Below are 18,774 nucleotides of genomic sequence, written 5' to 3' on the forward strand. Positions count from 1 at the left end.
GCAATTGTGCAGCGGCTCAATGGGTCCCGGGCCCGCGCGTGCCGCGCGTCCCGGGATGACGGTGGAAGGATTCGAGCCAAATTCATCATGCTTTAGGTGACACGGGCTCGCGCTACTCTCAGAATTCTTCCCACTCATCCTTGACCGCAAGCGCGCCTTGCGTGCGTGGAGTGGGGCGAACTGCGGCGCGTGCGGGAGGCGCTGCTCGCGCTGGCGCGACGCGTTGTGGTGACGGAGCCGGCTTCCTGACGTCATCGATGCGGAAGTAGCTGACATGGCCGTCCATGGCGCGGGCCTGGCTCTCCAGCGTCTTGGCCGTCGCCGCATTCTCCTCAACCAGCGCCGAATTCTGCTGCGTCGCCTCGTCCATCTGCTGCAGCGCCTTGTTGACTTCGGCGATGCCGATCGACTGCTCGGCGCTGGCCGACGCGATGTCCGCCACGATCGACGTCACGCCCTTGATCGATTCCATGATCTCCGACAACGCCGCGCCGGCGCGGTTGACGAGATTGACGCCATCCTTCACCTGGCCGCCGCTCGAAACGATCAATTCCTTGATGTCCTTCGCCGCCTGCGACGAACGCTGGGCCAGCGAACGCACTTCGGACGCGACGACCGCAAACCCACGTCCCGCCTCGCCGGCGCGCGCGGCCTCGACCGCGGCATTGAGCGCGAGCAAATTGGTCTGGCGCGCGATCTCGTCGATGACGCCGATGATGTCGGAAATCTTGCGTGACGATTCCTCGATGCGCGCCATGGCGTCGACCGCCGTCGCCACCACCGCGCCGCCGCGCTCGGCGACTTCACGCGCGCCATTCGCGGATTGATTGGCCGTCTGCGCATTCTCCGCGTTCTTGCGCACCGTCGCGGCGATCTCCTCCATCGAAGCGGAGGTCTGTTCGAGGCTCGCCGCCTGCTCTTCCGTGCGCTGCGAGAGATCGGTGGTGCTGGCGGAGATTTCGCCTGACGCGTTCGAGACCTCGCGGGTCGACGCTGTGATCGCGGCCATGGCTTCGGCGATGCGCTCGACCATGGCGTTGAAGTCAGCCTTGATCGGCTCGTAATCGGCCGGCACCTGAGCGCTCAGCCTGAAGGTGAGATCGCCGGCCGACAGGCTGCGCAGGCCCTCGCCCAGCGCCTGCATCACCTGCGCCTGCTCCTCCGCCGCGCGGCGCTGCTGGGCATGGACCTTCTCCTGCGCGTCGGCTTCGACGCGCGCCGCGGCCGCCTGGCGCTCCGAATCCTCCTGCTGGCGACGCATGGCGAGCGCAGCTTCTTCCCGGGCCTTCTCCGCCGCCAGAAGCTTGAAGCGCTCGACCGCATTCGCGACCTGACCGATCTCATCCTTGCGATCGAGGCCAGGCAGCTTCACATCGAGATTGCCGTCAGCCAGTTCGCGCATCGCGTCCGTCATCGCGACAAGCGGACGGCCGATGCGGAAATGCGCGAGCACGAAGCCGCCGACAACAAGCAGCATCGTGGCTGCGAGCAGGCCACCGCTGACAAACAGGTTGGAGCGCGCCCGGGCGGCGCCTTCCTCGGACACTTTCACAGCCACATCCATCGCCGCCATAGCGACTGCGGTGATCTTGTTGAGGCTCGGCGTGATGATCTTCTGCCATTCCGGCAGCGTGATGCGAGGATCATCACCGGTCGCCAGCGCATTCTGCAGCTTCTTCAACCGCTCCGTGAATTCGTTCGAAAAATAATCCTTCTGCGCTTCGTCTGCGGCGGCAGCGATTTCAACAGGCGCGCCGGGACGATCGGCGGCGTCGCGCACCAGTTTCCAGTTGGCGCTGACGCGGCCCTGATTGATCTGCAACGCCTCGATATCGTCAGGCAGCATGAAGGAGCGGCTGCTCAGAAACGAGTTGATGGCGACCGCGATGGCGCCGCCGACCGCGCGCGAGGTCCAGGCGGCGTTCTTCACCGCAATCAGCCCGCCGACCTCAGGGTTGAGGCGGCGCATGTCCGCTTCGAGCGCCGCCGCAGCGGCGTCGAAGGATGCGAGCAGCTTGTCGCCGGTCTGGAGCACCGTCGCGGTGAGAGCCTTGTCGCGCGCGTTCTGCGGTTTTCCGAACGCGTCGTCGGCGACGGAGCGCAGCGCCATCTGATCGCGATAGGCAGCCTTCAGATTGTTCGCCGCAGCCGCTACGGCCGCTCCCTGCAGCCGATCAAGCTGGGGCAGCACTGCATTGACAGCGGCGTCGACCTTCTTGCGATGTTCGGCGATCACGGCGCGCATTGCGCTCAACTGACCCGCGTCGAGGCTGAGCGACGCAGCAGTGTCGCCGCGCTCGGAGCGGAACACTTGCAGCGCGTTGAGCAGATCGCGATCGACCATTGCGGACGCGCTGACATGATGCGCGTTGTCGAGCCTGGTCCAGGCGTCGAAAAGATCGCGAACGCCAACGACGCCAAGCAGCCCGCCCATGACGAGCACAAGGCCCAGCACGAGACTGCGAATGGAAAACCGGATCGACATGATCGCCGCGCCCCTTACGACAATCCGGGCGTCTGGCGCCCGGATCAGCGCGGCGATTCTGCGGTTTCTATCCTAATATTTTGTGCACCATAAGTTCGGCTGGCGGCGTCCGCCGCGCCGATCTCAAAACTCCTCCCACTCGGGATCGCTCTTCAGCGCCAGCGCGCCCCGCGTGCGCGGAGCGGGACGCGCGACCGTCCGGGCGGGCGCCGCGGGCTTCGCCGCGACCGCTGCGGGACGCTTTGTCATCGGAGCCGGCGCAACGGCGTCTTCGACACGGAAGTAGCTGACGCGCTCGTCCATCGCCTTGGCCTGCTGCTCCAGCGTCTTCGCCGTGGCCGCATTCTCCTCGACCAGCGCCGAGTTCTGCTGCGTCACCTCATCCATCTGCGACAAGGCCTTGTTGACTTCGGCGATGCCAATCGACTGCTCCGCGCTGGCCGACGCGATGTCGGCCACCACCGAGGCCACCTGCTTGATCGACGCGACGATCTCGGCGAGCGACGCGCCCGCGCGGTTCACGAGATCGACGCCTTCCTTCACCTGACCGCCGCTGGAAACGATCAGCTCCTTGATGTCCTTCGCCGCCTGCGACGAGCGCTGCGCCAGCGAGCGGACTTCCGACGCGACAACCGCGAAACCGCGGCCCGCCTCGCCGGCCCTCGCCGCTTCCACCGCCGCGTTGAGCGCCAGCAGGTTGGTCTGGCGTGCGATCTCGTCGATCACGCCGATGATGTCGGAGATCTTGCGCGAAGACTCCTCGATGCGCGCCATCGCCTGCACGGCTTCGGCCACGACTTCGCCGCCGCGCTGCGCGACTTCGCGCGTGGTCACTGCCGACTGATTCGCAGTCTGCGCATTCTCGGCGTTCTTCTTCACCGTCGCCGCGATCTCTTCCATCGAAGCTGAGGTTTCCTCGATGCTTGCGGCCTGCTGCTCGGTGCGCTGCGACAGATCGGTCGTGCTGGCGGAGATTTCGGCCGAAGCGTTCGACACCTCAACCGTGGACGCCTTGATCGAGGACATCGCTTCGGCGATGCGCTCGGCCATATCGTTGAAGTCCGCCGTGATCTCCTGATAGTCCGCAGGGACATCCGCCGCGATGCGCGACGTAAAATCGCCCGCGGATAGGCTGCGCAATCCTTCGCCCAGCGCCCGCATTACCCGGCCCTGCTCTTCGGCGGCCTCGCGCTGCCGCGCATGAGCCTTTTCCTGCGCTTCAGCCTCGACGCGCGCAGCGGCCGCCTGACGCTCGGAATCTTCCTGCTGGCGGCGCATGGCGATCGCCGCCTCTTCCTGCGCCTTCTCGGCGGCGAGCGTCTTGAAACGTTCGACCGCATTCGCGACCTGGCCGATCTCGTCCTTGCGATCGAGGCCTGGCAGCGCGACGTCGAAATCGCCGGTCGCGACCTTCTGCATGGCGTGCTGAATCTGCCTGAGAGGCGTCGTCACGCGGCGCGAGACCAGCATGAGCATGCCGACGCAGATCGCCAGCACGGCAGTCAACGCAATGAGGAAGCCCGTCAAAGCGGACGTCGCTTCGGCGTGCTCGCGCGCCGCGTGATCTCTCGCCGTTTGCAATGCGGCTTCGGCCACGCCAAGCAGCGTGCTCAGTTTCGCAACCGATTCCTTCGACCATTGATCGGCCGCCATCGATTGCGGCTGACCGGCGATCAGGCCGGTGATCATCTTCAGACGCACTGCCGCATAATCGGCGCCGAGGAAGCCTTCCTTCGCGCGCTGCATGGCCTGCTGGAAGGAGGCCGGCATCGGCGTTCCCGAGGCGAGATCCTCCAGCGCGCTCCACGCCGTGTCCAAACGCGCGACATGGACATTGTATTTCATCATCGCGTCCTGTGGCAGGGGTTGCCCGCCAAGCACGTTCGAGATCATCAGCGAGGCGTCGCCGGCGGCGTTGCGCGCCATCCAGGCGAGTTGCTTCAGTTGCAGAAGCTGATCGACATAAGCGTCCTCAAGTTTGACCGAGCGCGTCAGCGTGGCCGAGATGCGGTCAAGCGTGTCGAGAAGCGTCGAGACTTCGGAGAAATATTCCTGCGCGAGATTGGCGCGGCGCGACGCCTTCGGCTGCTTGAGCGCGGCGAGCGATTCCTCCTGCAGAGCGGCGAGCTTCTTCACACGCGCATCGAGATCGGCGACGACCATCTGCTGATCGGGGAATGCGACCGCGCGCAAAGCGACGACGGAGGCTTTCAACGCCGGCATATCCGCGTCGCGCGCCGCCTGAAGAACCTCGCTGAGGCCGGTCAGTTGCTTGTCCGCCTGCAGGTCGCGAGTCGTCGAGGAGCGGTCGACGCGCAGATTGTGGAGCGCCGTGAAGAGATGGCTCGACGCTTCGGCGACGCCGCCCATGCGGCCCGCCTGCTTGAGCTTGTCCCAGGACACCCATGAACCATAGGCGAAGCAAGCGACGACCGCCGCAGCCAGTGGAATGGTGACGCCTTTCAGCAGGGCGCCGACAGAAAGCTTCTTCAACACGCAATCCCCCTTGGGTTCGCGCCCCCCGGCGCGTGGAATCGTCAACCGGCCGCGTCAGGCGGCCTCTGTCTCAACTCTCAAAACTCTTCCCATTCCGGATCACTCTTCAGCGCCAGCGCGCCCCGCACGCGCGGCGCAGGTCGCGACGCGATGCGCGTCGTCGCCGAAGGCTTCGCGGTTGCGCGTGGCGCGGCAGGCGCGGCCGCGGCATCGACGCGGAAATAACTGACCTGTTCGTTCATCGCCTGGGCCTGGGCCTCAAGCGTCTTCGCCGTCGCCGCATTCTGCTCGACGAGCGCCGAATTCTTCTGCGTCGCTTCGTCCATCTGCTGCAGCGCCTTGTTGACTTCGGTGACGCCGATCGACTGCTCGGCGCTCGCCGACGCGATATCGGCGACGATCGCCGCCACATGCCGGATCGAGGCCACGATCTCATTGAGCGAACCGCCAGCGCGGTTCACCAGCTCGACCCCCTCCTTTACCTGTCCGCCGCTCGCGAGAATGATGTCCTTGATATCCTTCGCCGCCTGCGACGAGCGTTGCGCCAGCGAGCGCACCTCGGAAGCAACCACTGCAAAGCCGCGGCCCGCCTCGCCGGCGCGCGCGGCCTCCACCGCTGCGTTCAGCGCAAGCAGGTTGGTCTGACGCGCAATCTCGTCGATGACGCCGATGATGTCGGAAATCTTGCCCGAACTTTCCTCGATGCGCGCCATCGCCTGCACGGCCTCGGTCGCCACCTTGCCGCCGCGGTCGGCGACTTCGCCGGCGTTCGACGCCGATTGGTTGGCGGCCTGCGCATTCTCCGCGTTCTTCCTCACCGTCGATGCGATCTGCTCCATCGACGCGGAGGTCTGTTCGAGGCCAGCCGCCTGTTCTTCCGTCCGCTGCGACAGATCAGTTGTGGCGGTGGCGATCTCCGCTGAAGCATTGGCGACTTCAACGGCCGAATTCTGGATCGCGGAGAGAGTGCCGCGTAGCCGCGCAATGGTTTCGTTGACGGCTTCGCGCAACTCGCCGAAGCGGCCTGCATGGCTGGAAACGATGCTGCGGGTGAGATCGCCGCCCGCCATCGATTGCAACACCTCGCTCAACTCGTTCGTCGCCTGATCGACGACTTCGTTGATCGCGTTGACGCCTTCGGCCAACTGGCGGACCGATCCCTGGACATCGCCGATGTCGGCCCGGCCGGAGAAATCGCCGGCCTTCGCGCCGGCGACGATCTCGGCCACATTGGCGACGACGACCTGGCTCGCGGCGGCCTCGGCAAGCTGGTGATCCTGCAGCGCCTCGCGCTCCTTGCGCGCGGTCTCCAGCGCCAGCGCATTTTCGCGGTAGGTTTCAAGCGCGCCGGACAGAGCGCCGATCTCGTCGGGATAGCGCGCCTCGGCGACCGGCTCATCGAGCTTGCCCGCCTGCAACCGCTCCAGCGTGCTTCTGATGTCGACCACTGGCCGCGAGATGCGGTCGCGCAACCCGATCCAGCTCGCGACGCCGACGCCGGCCACCAGAAGCGCGACGACCATTGCGCCCGCGAGCTTGATCAGCGACCAGTTGAAGGTCTGCGACGCATCCTCGACCACCTCGTCGAGCGACGTCGTCATCACCGAGATGATCGCGTCATAAGGCTGCACGCAGCGCTTGCGCCACTCGGTCGCGTCGATCGAGCCCGGCGCGCCAAGCTTCTCGAAGAGCTCGTCGGCCTGCCGCGTCGCAGTCGTGACGGCGCTGACCGAGGCCGAAGCTTTCGCCTTCATCGGCGCCGAAGCGTAGGGATTTCCGGCAAGCTCGGTCAGGCTTGCGACGCTGAGCGCGGCGCCGCCGCGCAATTCGCCAAGCTTACGCGCCAGCGGAGCGGCGATAGCCGCATTCGACGCGAAACTCCCCGCCATGAGCGAGCACTGGCCGCCATAGTTCGCGCGCAGCAGCCAGCCATCCTCTTTCGCGTTCTGGAGCTGCGCGAGTTTCGGGCTGATCTGGCGAATGCCCTGCCCTGTCTGTTGAGAAGCGGCGAGGGTCGCGTTGAGGACGTTTTCGATGGCGTTCGACCAGGGCGCCACCGCCGCGGCCTTGCGTTCCGCCTTCGGTTTCAAGGCTTCCTGATTCAGCCCGGCGAATAGCGTCGCGGCCGCAGCCCATTTGTCGTCGATCGCTTTCGCGAGATCGGCCCGGGCATCGAGGCTCGTGTCGCGCAGTTCAGCAGCGCCTTCGGCGAGACGCTTGCCGAGATCCTCCATGACGCGGGCGATCATCGCGCGCGGGTCGTCCTCGGCCAGCAACGCCGTCTGCACGTCGCCGCGCTGGCCGCGCAGCGCCGCAGCGGCGAGCAGCAATGTCTTGTCGGCCTGCGCGAGCTTAATCGACTGCCGCGCCGCGGCGACGTCCCACAAAGCCGAGCTGATCACCCAGACGGCGACGAGCGCCAATGGCAGAACCAGCAGCGCCAATGTCGCCGCAATGCATCGCTGGATGGATGAAGTAAAAAACATCCCGATCCCCCCACCGTCGCGCTAAAAGTCCCGGCGCGACGGGCCTTAATGCTTACGCAGCCTGCTGCGACGGCGCCCGATCATCGAGCGCGAGAAGCTGCGGCAACGCGATCAGCGCGATCATCGCCCCGTCGATGGTCACGAGACCTGAAAGAAAATCGATGCGCGCGGCCTGAGCCACTTTCGGCACCGGCTGAATGCTCGCTGCCTGGAAGGCGACGATGTCGAGCACCTGATCGGCGAGCAGGCCGACCTGACGATCATCGATCTGCACGATGATCACGACGTGTTGGGACGTCGCTTCGGTCTTGCCCTGATTGAAACGGCAGCGCAGATCGATGATCGGCACCATCACGCCGCGCAGATCGAGCACGCCGCGCACATAATCCGGCTGCCCCGGGAGCGCGGTCACGTTGGTGAAGCCCTTGATCTCGCGCACGGCCATGATGTCGACGCCGTAATGGTCGTCGCCAATGGCGAAGCTGATGAATTCGATAAGGCCGCGCCCCTGCTGACCGCCGTCAGCCGTGCCGTTGCGCGCGTCGCCGAAAGTTTGCGTGTCCGACTGCCAGCTCATGCGCGTGACGATCCCTCTTCATCTTCGTCCGCCGTGTCGTCGGGAGATGTCGAGGCGCGCTCCGCGCCGCCTGCTCACGCACAATCCGGCGAACTTTTCGCGCAAAAACCATGTCTGAATGTGCTTTCAAAGAAGTAAACAACCTGCGCTTGCAGGCTTGACCTTCAGGCGCCTTTCCCGTCGACGAATTTCGAAATCTGTCATTAAGCTTTGCTTTACTTGCGGGCGGAGGCGCTTCGGACGCGAATTCGCGTAATCGGCTCAATCACTTGAATCGTCGGGAGCGACGCAAGCGGGCCCGCGATCGTCAGCCGCCGCCCTGACTCTCGCCGCGTCGTCCTTCGGCCGTCGCGAGAATGACGACGCCGACGCAGATCGCGACACAACCGACGAGTTGTATCGCCGACAGCCGTTCTCCGAAGAACGGCACCGACACGAGCGCGACCGTGACGATGTCGAGGTGGGACGCGGCGAAGAGCGGCCCCACCGGCGCATCACGCAGCAGCGTCATGTAGGTGACGAAGGTCGCGGCGAAGGCCAGCGCGAGGATGGCCGTCCAGGGCTCCGAGACGAGCCGCGCGAGAAACGCGGCGTCCGGCGCGACCGGCGACGTCCGCTCCGCGACAAGCTTGAAGCCGATCTGCGCCAGGGTCTCGAACAGCAGGAGCGTGGCGAATCCGATCGCCAGCACGAACGCTCTCACGCCGCGCCCCAGCCGACGAGAACGACGCCGAAGCCGATCAGGCCGATCGCGACGGCGCGCACGGGATCGATGCGGTCGCCGAACAGAATGCGCCCGGACAGCATCACCGTCGCAATGTTGACGCAGCCGACCATGACGGCGGTCGACAGGGGAACGAGAGAGACGAAGGCGAGCCAGAACAGCGCTTCGCCGAGGAACAGGGCGACGCCGAGCCAGAGAAAAGGCGATCGCGCGAGTTCAGCCCAGTGACCGCCTTCGCCCTTCGAGGCGGCTCGGGTCGCCGCCGTGAAAGCCATCTGGCGGCCGGTGCAGCAGAGAACGTCGCCCGCCAGCAGGAGAAGCGCGGTCGGGGTCACGCGTCGAGTAGGGCTTCAGAGCCCGTTGAACATGAAGGAATAGCTGGCGCCAAGGCCGACGGTCAGCTGATTCGGCGAGCCGAAGCGTTTGGTGATCGGGCTCGAGGCGGCGTCGCCCACCAGACGGTCATAGCGGGCGTAAGCCGTGGTGCGCCACTGGCTCGACCAGTCGTAATTCATGGCCGCGGTATAGCCGACCGATTTGAAGCCGCCTGACGCAGAGAAGGGCGTCACCAGGCCATTGCGCGCCGAGGCGGCCGGCGTCACGCCAAACTGGAGATTCATCGAATCCGAATCAGCGAGCTTCACGCGTGGGCCGGTCGAGAAGGTGAAGGCGCCAGCGCGATGGAAGAGATCAGCGCCGACATCGGCGACGAAGCCGTCTTCGCTGCGCAGGCCATGGCGCACTTCGGCGCGGAAACGGAGCTGGTCAGGCAGCGGCCACCATTCGACGAAAAGGCCGGGCTCCACCGTCCAGGAATAATTGTCGAGACCGGCAAGCCGCCGGTCCATGTCCACCGCGCGGCCGATCGAAAGCGCAATGACCGGACCGACCTTGAGCCAGGGATTGTCGAACAGGGTGAGATCAAAGCTGTCGTCCGGCGACGAGAGGTCCGGCGGCGTCCCCGGGCGGCGAATGCTGAAGGACGGCGCCGGCGTGATTCCATAACGATTGGAGCCGTCATAGAGCGGCCCGACGACGCCCATCGCGCCAAGGGTGACGATCCAGCCGGTGGAGGCCGGAGCGGGCGCAGGCGCAGGCGTCAAATCGGCGGCGAAGGCGGCAGACGATATGGCGAGCGCGACAGTCGCCGCGAGGGCGCGTCCTGCGCGCCGATGCCCGTCACCCATGCCGCCCATAACGACTCCTAACCGATATTCTTGTCTATCCGAATGCCGTGCTTCTTCAACCTGTGCCAAAGGCTGCGTTCGGTGATCCCCAACCGGGCCGCAGCCTTGACCTGGACGCCCTGCGACTCTTTCAGGGCTTCAATAATGTAATTCCGTTCGGCTTTCGCTAACTCCGCGTCGAGATCGTCAGGCAGGCGCGAACCAGCGGACGCGCTCGAAGCGCTTTCAAGGACATAGCGGGGAAGATCGGGCAGGTCCACCGCCGTTCCACGCGCAACGATCACGGCGCGCTCGACGCTATTCTGCAATTCCCTGATATTGCCGGGCCAGGAATAGGCGCGCATCGCCGTCTCGGCGGCGGGCGAGAAGGAGACGACCTTCTTGCCCATTTCGTCAGCGAACTGTCTGAGAAAGTGCATCGCGATCGCAGGCACATCCTCGATCCGCTCGCGCAGGGCTGGCAGGGTCATCGCAAAGACATTCAGACGATAATAGAGATCCTCGCGGAACGAGCGATCGTCGACCATCCGGCGCAAATCCTTGTGGGTCGCGACGATGATGCGCGCGTCGACGCGCGTGGCGCGATCGCTGCCGACCGCCTCGAAGGTCTGCTCCTGCAAGGCGCGCAGGACCTTCGGCTGAATCGAGAGCGGCATGTCGCCGACTTCATCAAGAAAGATGGTGCCGCCGTCGGCCGCGGCGAAACGTCCTGACCGCGCCGCGACCGCGCCGGTGAAGGCGCCGCGGGCATGGCCGAAGAGCTCGCTCTCCAGAAGGTTTTCGGGAATGGCCGCGCAATTGACCGGGATGAACGGCTTCGCGCGGCGCGGGCTGTTGTAATGGATGGCGCGCGCCACAAGCTCCTTGCCGGTGCCACTCTCGCCCTGGATCAGCACCGTGGCGCGGCTCGAACAGACTTCCGTGATCTGGCGCAGCACCTGCTGGAAGGCGGGGCTGTCGCCAATGAGATTGTCGAAGTGGAATTTCTGTTCGATCTCGCGGCGCAGGCGCCTGTTCTCGTCGAGCGTCTCGCCGAGCCTCAGCGCGCGGTTGATCGTCGCGACGACGTCGTCGACCTCGAAGGGTTTTGAGACATAGTCGAAGGCGCCGTCCTTCACGAGATCGACCGCATCGCGCACGGACGCGTAGGCGGTCATGATGATGATCGGCAGATCGGGCCGGTTGACGCGCAGGCGATGCAAGAGTTCGCGACCGCCAAGCTCCGGCATGCGCAGATCAGTCAGCACCACGTCGACGGCGTTGGCGCGGACGAAATCCTCGGCCGCCACAACCGAGTTGACCGCGAAGGCCTCGATGTCGCGCGCCTCCAGCGCCAGCGCCAGCACTTCGGCGAGCCGGAGTTCGTCGTCAACGATCAGGACGACTGGACGCATTCCTTCTCCGTCACGCTGAGCGCCGGCAGCCGGATGGTGAATTCAGCGCCATGGCCGGGCTCGCTCCTGCACGAAATCGTGCCGCCATGCTCCTCAATGATCCCTCGCGAGCGCGCAAGACCCAGCCCCGCGCCTTTCGCCTTCGTGCTGAAGAAAGGATCAAAAATGCGATCGAGCACCTGCGGCTCGATGCCGGCGCCCGTATCGGAGACGATCAGGTTGATCACATCGCCAGCGCGTTCCGCCCGGATGGTCAGACGGCCCTTCTCGGGCATGGCGTCGAGCGCATTGAGGATGAGATTGAGCAGCACCTGATGCAATTGATCGGGGTCGCCTGATATCAGCATCGACTCGCCCGGCTCGGCGACATCGCACTCGACGTTATGCTTCTGCATCTCCGGCGCCGCCATGGCGATCACGCGTGCGACGACATCCGCCATGAGATCAAGCTGGCATTTCCTCGTCTCGCGCGGGCGGGCGTAGTCGAGGATGTCCTGCACCAGCCGGTCGATGCGGCCGACTTCATCGAGCACGAAGCCGATCAGCCTGTCCTCGGAAGGCTTCAGCGCCGAGCGCATGCGCACTACCTGGCTCGACGTCTTGATGATGCCAAGCGGATTGCGGATTTCATGGGCGATCATCGCCGCGGCTTCGCCGAGCACGGCGAATTGCTGGCGCCGACGCATGTCGCTTTCCATCGCCTGCAGACGGCCGAGCTGTTCGGTCATGGCGTTGAAACCGGCTGCGAGGCGTTCGAGCTCCTGGCCGCCTTCCTCCGGCACGCGAGCCTGATAGTCGCCGCCCGCGACGGCGCGCAGGCCGCGCGTCAGAGCGCGCACGGGCCGCGAGATTCGCTCAGCGAGAAAGAAGCCGACCACCGTCGATATCGCGCCGGCGATCAGCGCAAGCGCGACGAACAATTGCCATTTCGACAGGCCTTCGAGGCCGGTCGCCTCGCTCGACACGCGGCAGAGAACAACGCCGACGAGATGGGACTGGTCGTCGCGGATCGCGGCGTAGGCCGTCGCCACCTCATCATCTGGCGAGCCCAGCGCGACCACGCTTTCGGCGCCGGCCATGAGGCTTTGCAGCGCATCGGTGGAGATCGGCAGCGCCTTGGCCGGATCGCCGTCCGATCCGATCAGTTTTCCGTCTTCCAATCGCGTGACGCGCACGTCGAGCGATTTGATGCCCTGCGAGACGGTGAAGAATCGTTCATCCAGAATATTCGACACTAGGACATAGTGACGCGCGCCCGCGGCGTCGAAAGGTCTGACAGCGGCGATGGCGAGCTTGGTTGCGCCGCTCACCTTCATATTCAGCACCGACTTGAACGCGCGATGCGGCATCGATCCGATCGTCGCGGTCGCGCCCGAGGCGTAGCGCGCCGTTCCGTTCTCGTCCTCGATCCTGACATAGTCATAGCCCGCGGCCGCCAGCAGCTCGGCGTAAGGCTTGATCGAATCGGACGAGCTGAGATCGGCGTCGCGAGACAGGGCCGTCGCGATCGTGGAGGCCGAACGGTCAGCCTCCGTCACCGCGTCGTTCACCTGACTGACGAGAAAGAGCGACGTCTCGTTCAGCCAGCGCTCGACATTCTGCTGGAAGACGCCAGCGATCGCCTGGGCGGCGAGATAGCTTGCGATCAGAACCGGCGGCGCGCTCACGAGCACGAAGGCGACGACAAGCCGCCAGCGCAAAGAGAGCGGGCGCGGCCACTTCATGGACGCGCGGAGTTGCGCCCCTGCCCGGCGCAGCGGCCCAGCGATCGCGGAGCCCGGCTCCATGTCATTGTCTCTCCGAGCGTCTTGACGCCGACATAGCCCCTGATCTTCAGCCGATCGCCTTCGCGACGGATTTCGAGATCATAGCTCTTCCCCTCCTCGGGATCATAGACGCGGCCATTATCCCAGGCGCCGTTCGATTGCGCCTTGAGGCCGCTCACGACCTGGAGGCCGCACACCGGCCGCGACCGCAGGCCGGCGCTCGGATTGTTCTGATCCGTCACCGGCTCGCCTTCGTCAGTCGTCGGCTTTTTCAGCCAGACGATGCGGCCGCAGCGCTGCGCGCCGCAGGCCGAAATCTCGACCGCGCCCTCGCCGTCATCGGTGAGCCAGACGCCATTGATGTCGTCGGCCGCGCGCGCAGGAGCCACGCCGATCAGGCAAGCGCCGGCGATTATCGCGAGAAGCGCGCCTGAAATCCTTGCAATCATATTTTTCCCGCCGCCTTCAGCCGCCGCAGATCCGGGTCCCAGCGCGGGAAGCCGGCATAGGGCGCGGCCAGCGCGATGGCGCCGTTCACGATGCGATTGCGATGTTTCACCAGATTCCATGACGGCTTCAGCGCGCTTCCCAGTCTCACTTTCGAATCATACGCCGTCTGGCCCGACTGCAGCCAGCGCCGCCCTGTCTCGATGCAGAAACGGACATTCTCGATCCAGCTCGCGACATAGAGATTATGCTCGCGGCCGAGCGGATGAGTCATCCCGAAGAATTTGTCGATGGCGCGGTCGCGCTCCAGCAGCAGCAGATTGAAGCCGGCGATGACATCGTCCACCCAGTAGAGCATGAACAGCGCGCGCTCGCCGAGCGCGCCGGAAACGGCCGCGAAATAATCGTCAGGCAATTCCTCGAAATCGCCATAGCGCAGCGCGCTTGTCGTGCGCGTGTGCTGATAGAGGCGATCAATCTCACCTGCGATATCGGCGATGCCGGTTCGACGCTCGACGCGCAGGCGCGCGCCCCTGAGCTTGCGGCGCACATCCTTGCGCGTCGCGCCCGACAAGGTCGCGAGATAGAAGTCGATATCCTTCGCGCCGTTGAGATCGAGCGCCGCCACCGGGAGACCGTCGATCCCGCCATAGCCTTTGGCGCGCAACCCTTCAGCGAGCGCCGCGTGCTCGGCGCCGGCAATGTCCTTGAAAGCGATGAGCGACACGCCCAGGCGCTTGCTCTCCTGTTCGATCGCATCGGCGAGCGCGGAAATCACCGCACGTTGCGCCTCATCGCCAAGACCGGGGCGCAGCGCGATGTGGCAGCGATCGGCGAAGGGAGACCCGACGCCAAGCAGACCCCATTCCAGAAGGTTCGGCGCCCGCGCCGCCAGCGCATCCGTGAGTCGTCGGAGGCCGCCCTGCAACGGCGTGTCCAACCGATAGCCAAGCTTGAACAGAGGCGCGGCTGCGAGAAGGCCCTGCTCATCGCGGACTTCGACGGCCGATATCTTCACCGCCGCCGGAGGCTTCGCCTCGCAGGCGCGATAATAGGCCCAGCCTTCGACCTCATCGGGATAACAGGCCGACCATTCCGCCTCGGAGAGCGCGCCGACGCCCGCAACGATGCGGCTCGTGATCATAACGCTCTTAGAGAGCGCGCAGGCGGCTCGCGGCGGCCTGCGCCTTCTCGCGCGCTTCGGCGGCGACATTATCGATGAAGGAGGCAGCGCGCTCCATCACGAGGCCACGCTGGCGATCGACGGTGACGAGGTGATAGCTGTCGTCGAGGATCAAAGTCTCGACGAGACCGCCGAGCTTCTTCTGGAGATAATGCGCGTTCGAGATGCTGGCGATGTCGTCGTCGCGCGAATGAACGAGGAAGGTCGGCTGGCGCACCTTGCCAAGATCGGGCTTCAGCGCGTCGACGAGGCGCCACATCTCCTTCAGCGCGCGCGCCGGCGTCGCCATCAGGCCGGCGACGGTTGAATCGCCGGACATCATCGCGCTCGCGACCAATGCGCGGATACGCTCATCCTTGAGGCCATAAGGCTCGCGCTCGACGAAGCGATAGCGGCTGCCATGCGGCGTGTTGATGAACCATTTCAGCAGGAAGCTGTACCAGGGGATCGACCAGCCATCATACCAGAGCGTCGGCGCCAGCATCATGAGGCCGTGGATGCGCTCGGGCTCGCGCGCGGCGAGACGCGCTGCAAGCACCGCGCCCATGGAGAGACCACCGACAATCACCGTGTCGCAGCGCTCTTCCAGCTTCGCGAGAGCGGCGAGCGCGCTCGCCTCCCAATCCTGCCAGCGCGTGGCGATGAGATCATCCTCGCTCCCGCAATGGCCGGCGAGATGGCAGCAGAGAACCGTCGAGCCGGCGGAGGCGAGATGGCGCGCGAGCGACTTCATTTCGAGCGGCGTGCCGCCGAGGCCATGGATCAGCAGCACGCCGACGCGGCCGCGCTCCATGAGAATGCTGCGGTCCTGAATTCCAGGCTTGCGGAGCGGCGTAACGACGGCTTCGGGCATTACGCCGCAACCTTCTCGAATGCGTTGAACAGGCGGCGATTGGCCGTGTCGTTCACGGCCGTCGCATTGATCGGCGACGGTCGCGAATTTGGCCGGTCCGTATAGGACAGAAAGGCGCGGAATGGATCGCGGAAGCGCGGCGGCGAATAGTCGCCGCAGATATCAGCGCCAAGGATCGGCCGATGCGCGGCGAGCTTTTCGATCGCCTCGACGACATGATCGAGCGACATGCCGCCCTGATCCCAGTTGGTGATGGCTTCGTCGGCGCCGACGACATCCTTGTCGATGCTGAGCCAGAGGCCGCAATCCGGCAGCCGCGCGCAGAGATCGTCAAGAAAATCCGACCAGGATTCGTTCGCGAGATTGCGCCAGACGAGACGTCCGCCCTCCGTGCGCACGCCGGGCGCATCGACCGCCGCGCCCCAGAGTTTCGTCTCCGCGGCGCGCCAGGCGTGAACCTCAAGCCTGCCCTGACGGATCGCTTCGAGATTCGCCGTCTTCAATTCCGGCTGCGCGAGATCATCGCCCGAGGGACCGATGGTGATGATCTTCTCGACGTGGGACAGCGCCAGCGCCTTGTTGATCCAGGAGCCGCAATTCACCGAACCGGGAAACCGCACCCAATCCGGATGATTGTCGAAATGGATCACCGTCACGCGCTGATCGAACCTGCGCAGCAGGGGAAAAGCGAGATGATGGAAATCACCGGAGCCAAGGAAGAAGATATTCGCGCCCTGGCTCGCGGCTTCATTCAGACGCGCGTCGAGGCTGCGCAGCGCGCCGCGGCTTGCGACAATGCGCAGACGCGGCGCGAGATCGCGCGCATCGACAAGATCAGCCTCACCCGATGCGGCGAGCCCAGCCAGAAATGGCTGGGACGACACCGCTTCGTCGCAATCGAGGAGGCAGGCGCGCATCGCGAGAGACTAGTTGCGCGTGACGCGGGTGAAGAGCTGATCGAGCAGCGCGACCGCCATGTCGATCTCCTCCATGGAGATCATCAGCGACGGCGCCAGCGTCAGCACATTCTTGTGGTAGCCGCCGACATCAAGCACGAGGCCATAGTTGCGACCCTTGTAGGTCAGGTCGCCCTTCATGCCTTCATCCGACATGCGATCGACCAGCGCTTTCGACGGCGTGTAGCTGTCATGCGGCTCGCAGATTTCGGCGCGCAGCGCGAGGCCGAGGCCATCGACATCGCCGACGATCTTGTGGCGGCGCTGCAGTTCCTTCAGCCCTTCGAGGAAGTAGGCGCCCTTGCGCATGACGGACGCCTCGAAATCCTGCTCGCGCGTGAGCTTGAGCGTTTCGAGCGCGACGGCGGTGCCGAGCGGATTGGCGTTGAAGGTCGAATGGGTCGAGCCCGGCGGGAAGATCGTCGGATTGATCAAGGCTTCCTTCGCCCACACGCCGGAGAGCGGGTTGAGGCCGTTGGTCAGCGCCTTGCCGAACACCAGCACGTCAGGCTGCACGCCGAAATGCTCGATCGACCAGAGTTTGCCCGTGCGATAGAGGCCCATCTGGATTTCATCGACGACGAGCAGAATGCCGTACTTGTCGAGAACCTTCTTCAATTCGCTGAAGAAATTCATCGGCGGGATGACATAGCCGCCGGTGCCCTGCAGCGGCTCGACATAGAAGGCCGCATATTCGCACTGGCCGGTCTTCGGGTCCCAGACGCCGTTATATTCGCTTTCGAACAGGCGCTCGAACTGCTTCACGCAGAGCATGCCGTACTCTTCCTTCGACATGCCCTTGGGGCCGCGGAAGTGGTAGGGGAACGGAATGAACTGCGCGCGGTCGCTGAAATGGCCGTAGCGGCGGCGATAACGATAGGACGAGGTGATCGCCGAGGCGCCAAGCGTGCGGCCGTGATAGCCGCCCTCGAAGGCGAACATCAGGCTCTTCCCGTTCGAGGCGTTGCGCACGATCTTCAGCGAATCCTCGACCGCCTGGGAGCCGCCGACATTGAAATGGACGCGGCCCTTATGGCCGAACTTGGCTTCGGCGTCCTTCGCGATCATCGCGGCAAGCTCGATCTTCTCGCGATGGAGATATTGGCTCGCGACCTGCGGCAGACGGTCGATCTGGCGCTTCAGCGCATCATTAAGGCGGCGATTGGAATATCCGAAATTGACCGCGGAGTACCACATCTGCAGATCGAGGAACGAACGGCCCGCGGCGTCGCGCATGAAGGAGCCGTCGCAGGATTCGAAAATCTTCGGCGCTTCGGTGTAATGAACCGTGTCGCCCCACGAGCAGTATTCGCGCTCCAGCGCGAGCAGTTCGGCTTCGTCTGCGGCGACGTCATTGGCGGCGGTGAATTTCACCGCGGCGTTATTCTGCATGATTCTCATCCTCGTTCATGTCGCGCGCCGCGGCCGGCGCAGTGCGCGCATGGGCCGACAGGCATTGCATCAGCAATCTCGGAACATCCGAGAAATCATGGAACGCAGTATGCGGCAGGTTCTGCTCGCGGCAATGGGCCACGAGCTTCGACTTGGCGAACACCATGTCGACCTGGCCAGCGCCGCAGAAGTCCGAGCGGCCGTCGCCGATCAGAATATCGAAGCTGCGCGCGCTCGCCATCGTCCGGCATTTGCAGTGACCAGACAGGGCGCGGCAGTCATCGCTCGCATGAGGGAAGGAGAGCCTCCACCTGTCTTCGCCAAGCGATTCGAGCCTGTTCGCCCTGACCGGCAGATCAAGGCCGGCGCGGCCGAGCGCCGTCCGCACCACGCGGTCGAGACCGTCCGAGACCACCATGAGCGGAACGCCCAGCCGCTCGCACAGCCGCGCGAACGCCGTGAAATGAGGATCGAGCGCGACGCCGTCGATGAAGGCGTCCAGCTCGGCCGGCGTGGCGCGGACCAGATCGATCTGGCGCACCATGCATTCGCGCGAGCCTATTTCCCCGCGCTCCCACGACTCCTCAACAGCGAGCCACGCCTTGTCGGCGAAGCGCTGGAGAAGAAGGTCTGTCGTATCCGAAAGCGAAATCGTTCCGTCGAAGTCGACGAACACCCGAAAGTTTGTACTCATTGTCCCCTGTGCCCGTCATACTTCAGCAACAGGCATGCCAAGGTCCGGCCTTAAGGGAATCAATAAGTTAGTAACTTTTGGCAGCCTCCCTTCCTACAAATTTTGTAGGAAGCGCAACATTGCGTTGCATGGAG

The 18,774-nt window shown here is 64.8% G+C and carries 15 protein-coding genes; all 15 read right to left on the minus strand.

Annotation, left to right across the window (positions count from 1 at the left end; all coding sequences use genetic code 11):
* Positions 1-118: 118 nt before the first annotated feature.
* Positions 119-2,485, minus strand: coding sequence for a methyl-accepting chemotaxis protein (locus tag L8F45_RS19465; RefSeq protein ID WP_342359516.1), 2,367 nt, complete (start codon positions 2,483-2,485; stop codon positions 119-121).
* A gap of 123 nt (positions 2,486-2,608) precedes the next feature.
* Positions 2,609-4,978, minus strand: a complete 2,370-nt coding sequence (locus L8F45_RS19470) for a methyl-accepting chemotaxis protein (protein WP_342359517.1) — start codon at positions 4,976-4,978, stop codon at positions 2,609-2,611.
* An 80-nt stretch (positions 4,979-5,058) separates the two neighbouring features.
* The gene (locus L8F45_RS19475; RefSeq protein ID WP_342359518.1) at positions 5,059-7,467 is read right to left on the minus strand and encodes a methyl-accepting chemotaxis protein; all 2,409 of its coding nucleotides are present in this window, start codon (positions 7,465-7,467) and stop codon (positions 5,059-5,061) included.
* Between the two features lie 52 nt (positions 7,468-7,519).
* Positions 7,520-8,044 (minus strand): chemotaxis protein CheW, encoded by a 525-nt coding sequence (locus L8F45_RS19480; RefSeq protein ID WP_342359519.1) that lies wholly within the window; start codon positions 8,042-8,044, stop codon positions 7,520-7,522.
* Between the two features lie 307 nt (positions 8,045-8,351).
* Complete coding sequence (locus tag L8F45_RS19485; RefSeq protein WP_342359520.1) at positions 8,352-8,735, minus strand: DMT family transporter; 384 nt, start codon at positions 8,733-8,735, stop codon at positions 8,352-8,354.
* 8 nt (positions 8,736-8,743) lie between these two features.
* The gene (locus L8F45_RS19490; RefSeq protein WP_342359521.1) at positions 8,744-9,103 is read right to left on the minus strand and encodes a hypothetical protein; all 360 of its coding nucleotides are present in this window, start codon (positions 9,101-9,103) and stop codon (positions 8,744-8,746) included.
* Positions 9,104-9,118: 15 nt separating this feature from the next.
* Complete coding sequence (locus L8F45_RS19495; protein ID WP_342359522.1) at positions 9,119-9,955, minus strand: MipA/OmpV family protein; 837 nt, start codon at positions 9,953-9,955, stop codon at positions 9,119-9,121.
* Positions 9,956-9,972: 17 nt separating this feature from the next.
* Complete coding sequence (locus L8F45_RS19500) at positions 9,973-11,349, minus strand: sigma-54-dependent transcriptional regulator (RefSeq protein ID WP_342359523.1); 1,377 nt, start codon at positions 11,347-11,349, stop codon at positions 9,973-9,975.
* Positions 11,331-13,073 carry a sensor histidine kinase gene (locus L8F45_RS19505; protein WP_342359524.1) on the minus strand — a complete coding sequence of 581 codons (1,743 nt, stop codon included), beginning with the start codon at positions 13,071-13,073 and terminating at the stop codon, positions 11,331-11,333. The genes L8F45_RS19500 and L8F45_RS19505 overlap by 19 nt, the downstream gene beginning before the upstream one ends.
* Positions 13,070-13,564 (minus strand): DUF2147 domain-containing protein, encoded by a 495-nt coding sequence (locus L8F45_RS19510; RefSeq protein WP_342359525.1) that lies wholly within the window; start codon positions 13,562-13,564, stop codon positions 13,070-13,072. Before L8F45_RS19510 ends, L8F45_RS19505 begins: the two co-directional genes overlap by 4 nt.
* Positions 13,561-14,706, minus strand: a complete 1,146-nt coding sequence (locus L8F45_RS19515; protein ID WP_342359526.1) for a GNAT family N-acetyltransferase — start codon at positions 14,704-14,706, stop codon at positions 13,561-13,563. The genes L8F45_RS19510 and L8F45_RS19515 overlap by 4 nt, the downstream gene beginning before the upstream one ends.
* Positions 14,707-14,713: 7 nt before the next feature.
* Entirely contained in the window at positions 14,714-15,598 is an 885-nt protein-coding gene (locus L8F45_RS19520) for an alpha/beta hydrolase (protein WP_342359527.1), read from the minus strand.
* Positions 15,598-16,482 (minus strand): arginase family protein, encoded by an 885-nt coding sequence (locus L8F45_RS19525; RefSeq protein WP_342359528.1) that lies wholly within the window; start codon positions 16,480-16,482, stop codon positions 15,598-15,600. Before L8F45_RS19525 ends, L8F45_RS19520 begins: the two co-directional genes overlap by 1 nt.
* Before the next feature lie 42 nt (positions 16,483-16,524).
* Positions 16,525-17,946, minus strand: coding sequence for an aspartate aminotransferase family protein (locus L8F45_RS19530; protein WP_342359529.1), 1,422 nt, complete (start codon positions 17,944-17,946; stop codon positions 16,525-16,527).
* A complete protein-coding gene (locus L8F45_RS19535; protein ID WP_342359530.1) occupies positions 17,936-18,640 on the minus strand; it encodes an MtnX-like HAD-IB family phosphatase in 705 nt (234 codons plus the stop codon). The genes L8F45_RS19530 and L8F45_RS19535 overlap by 11 nt, the downstream gene beginning before the upstream one ends.
* Between the last annotated feature and the right edge of the window lie 134 nt (positions 18,641-18,774).

It is taken from the genome of Terrirubrum flagellatum (assembly GCF_022059845.1).
In the GTDB taxonomy this organism is placed as follows: Bacteria; Pseudomonadota; Alphaproteobacteria; order Rhizobiales; family Beijerinckiaceae; genus Terrirubrum; species Terrirubrum flagellatum.

What these genes read in the sequence shown, in the direction of transcription:
- L8F45_RS19480 (WP_342359519.1), bottom strand. Translation starts at nt 8,044, where the DNA reads ATGAGCTGGCAGTCGGACACGCAAACTTTCGGCGACGCGCGCAACGGC.
- L8F45_RS19510 (WP_342359525.1), bottom strand. Translation starts at nt 13,564, where the DNA reads ATGATTGCAAGGATTTCAGGCGCGCTTCTCGCGATAATCGCCGGCGCT.
- L8F45_RS19520 (WP_342359527.1), bottom strand. Translation starts at nt 15,598, where the DNA reads ATGCCCGAAGCCGTCGTTACGCCGCTCCGCAAGCCTGGAATTCAGGAC.
- L8F45_RS19505 (WP_342359524.1), bottom strand. Translation starts at nt 13,073, where the DNA reads ATGAAGTGGCCGCGCCCGCTCTCTTTGCGCTGGCGGCTTGTCGTCGCC.
- L8F45_RS19515 (WP_342359526.1), bottom strand. Translation starts at nt 14,706, where the DNA reads ATGATCACGAGCCGCATCGTTGCGGGCGTCGGCGCGCTCTCCGAGGCG.
- L8F45_RS19465 (WP_342359516.1), bottom strand. Translation starts at nt 2,485, where the DNA reads ATGTCGATCCGGTTTTCCATTCGCAGTCTCGTGCTGGGCCTTGTGCTC.
- L8F45_RS19495 (WP_342359522.1), bottom strand. Translation starts at nt 9,955, where the DNA reads ATGGGTGACGGGCATCGGCGCGCAGGACGCGCCCTCGCGGCGACTGTC.
- L8F45_RS19475 (WP_342359518.1), bottom strand. Translation starts at nt 7,467, where the DNA reads ATGTTTTTTACTTCATCCATCCAGCGATGCATTGCGGCGACATTGGCG.
- L8F45_RS19535 (WP_342359530.1), bottom strand. Translation starts at nt 18,640, where the DNA reads ATGAGTACAAACTTTCGGGTGTTCGTCGACTTCGACGGAACGATTTCG.
- L8F45_RS19500 (WP_342359523.1), bottom strand. Translation starts at nt 11,349, where the DNA reads ATGCGTCCAGTCGTCCTGATCGTTGACGACGAACTCCGGCTCGCCGAA.
- L8F45_RS19530 (WP_342359529.1), bottom strand. Translation starts at nt 17,946, where the DNA reads ATGCAGAATAACGCCGCGGTGAAATTCACCGCCGCCAATGACGTCGCC.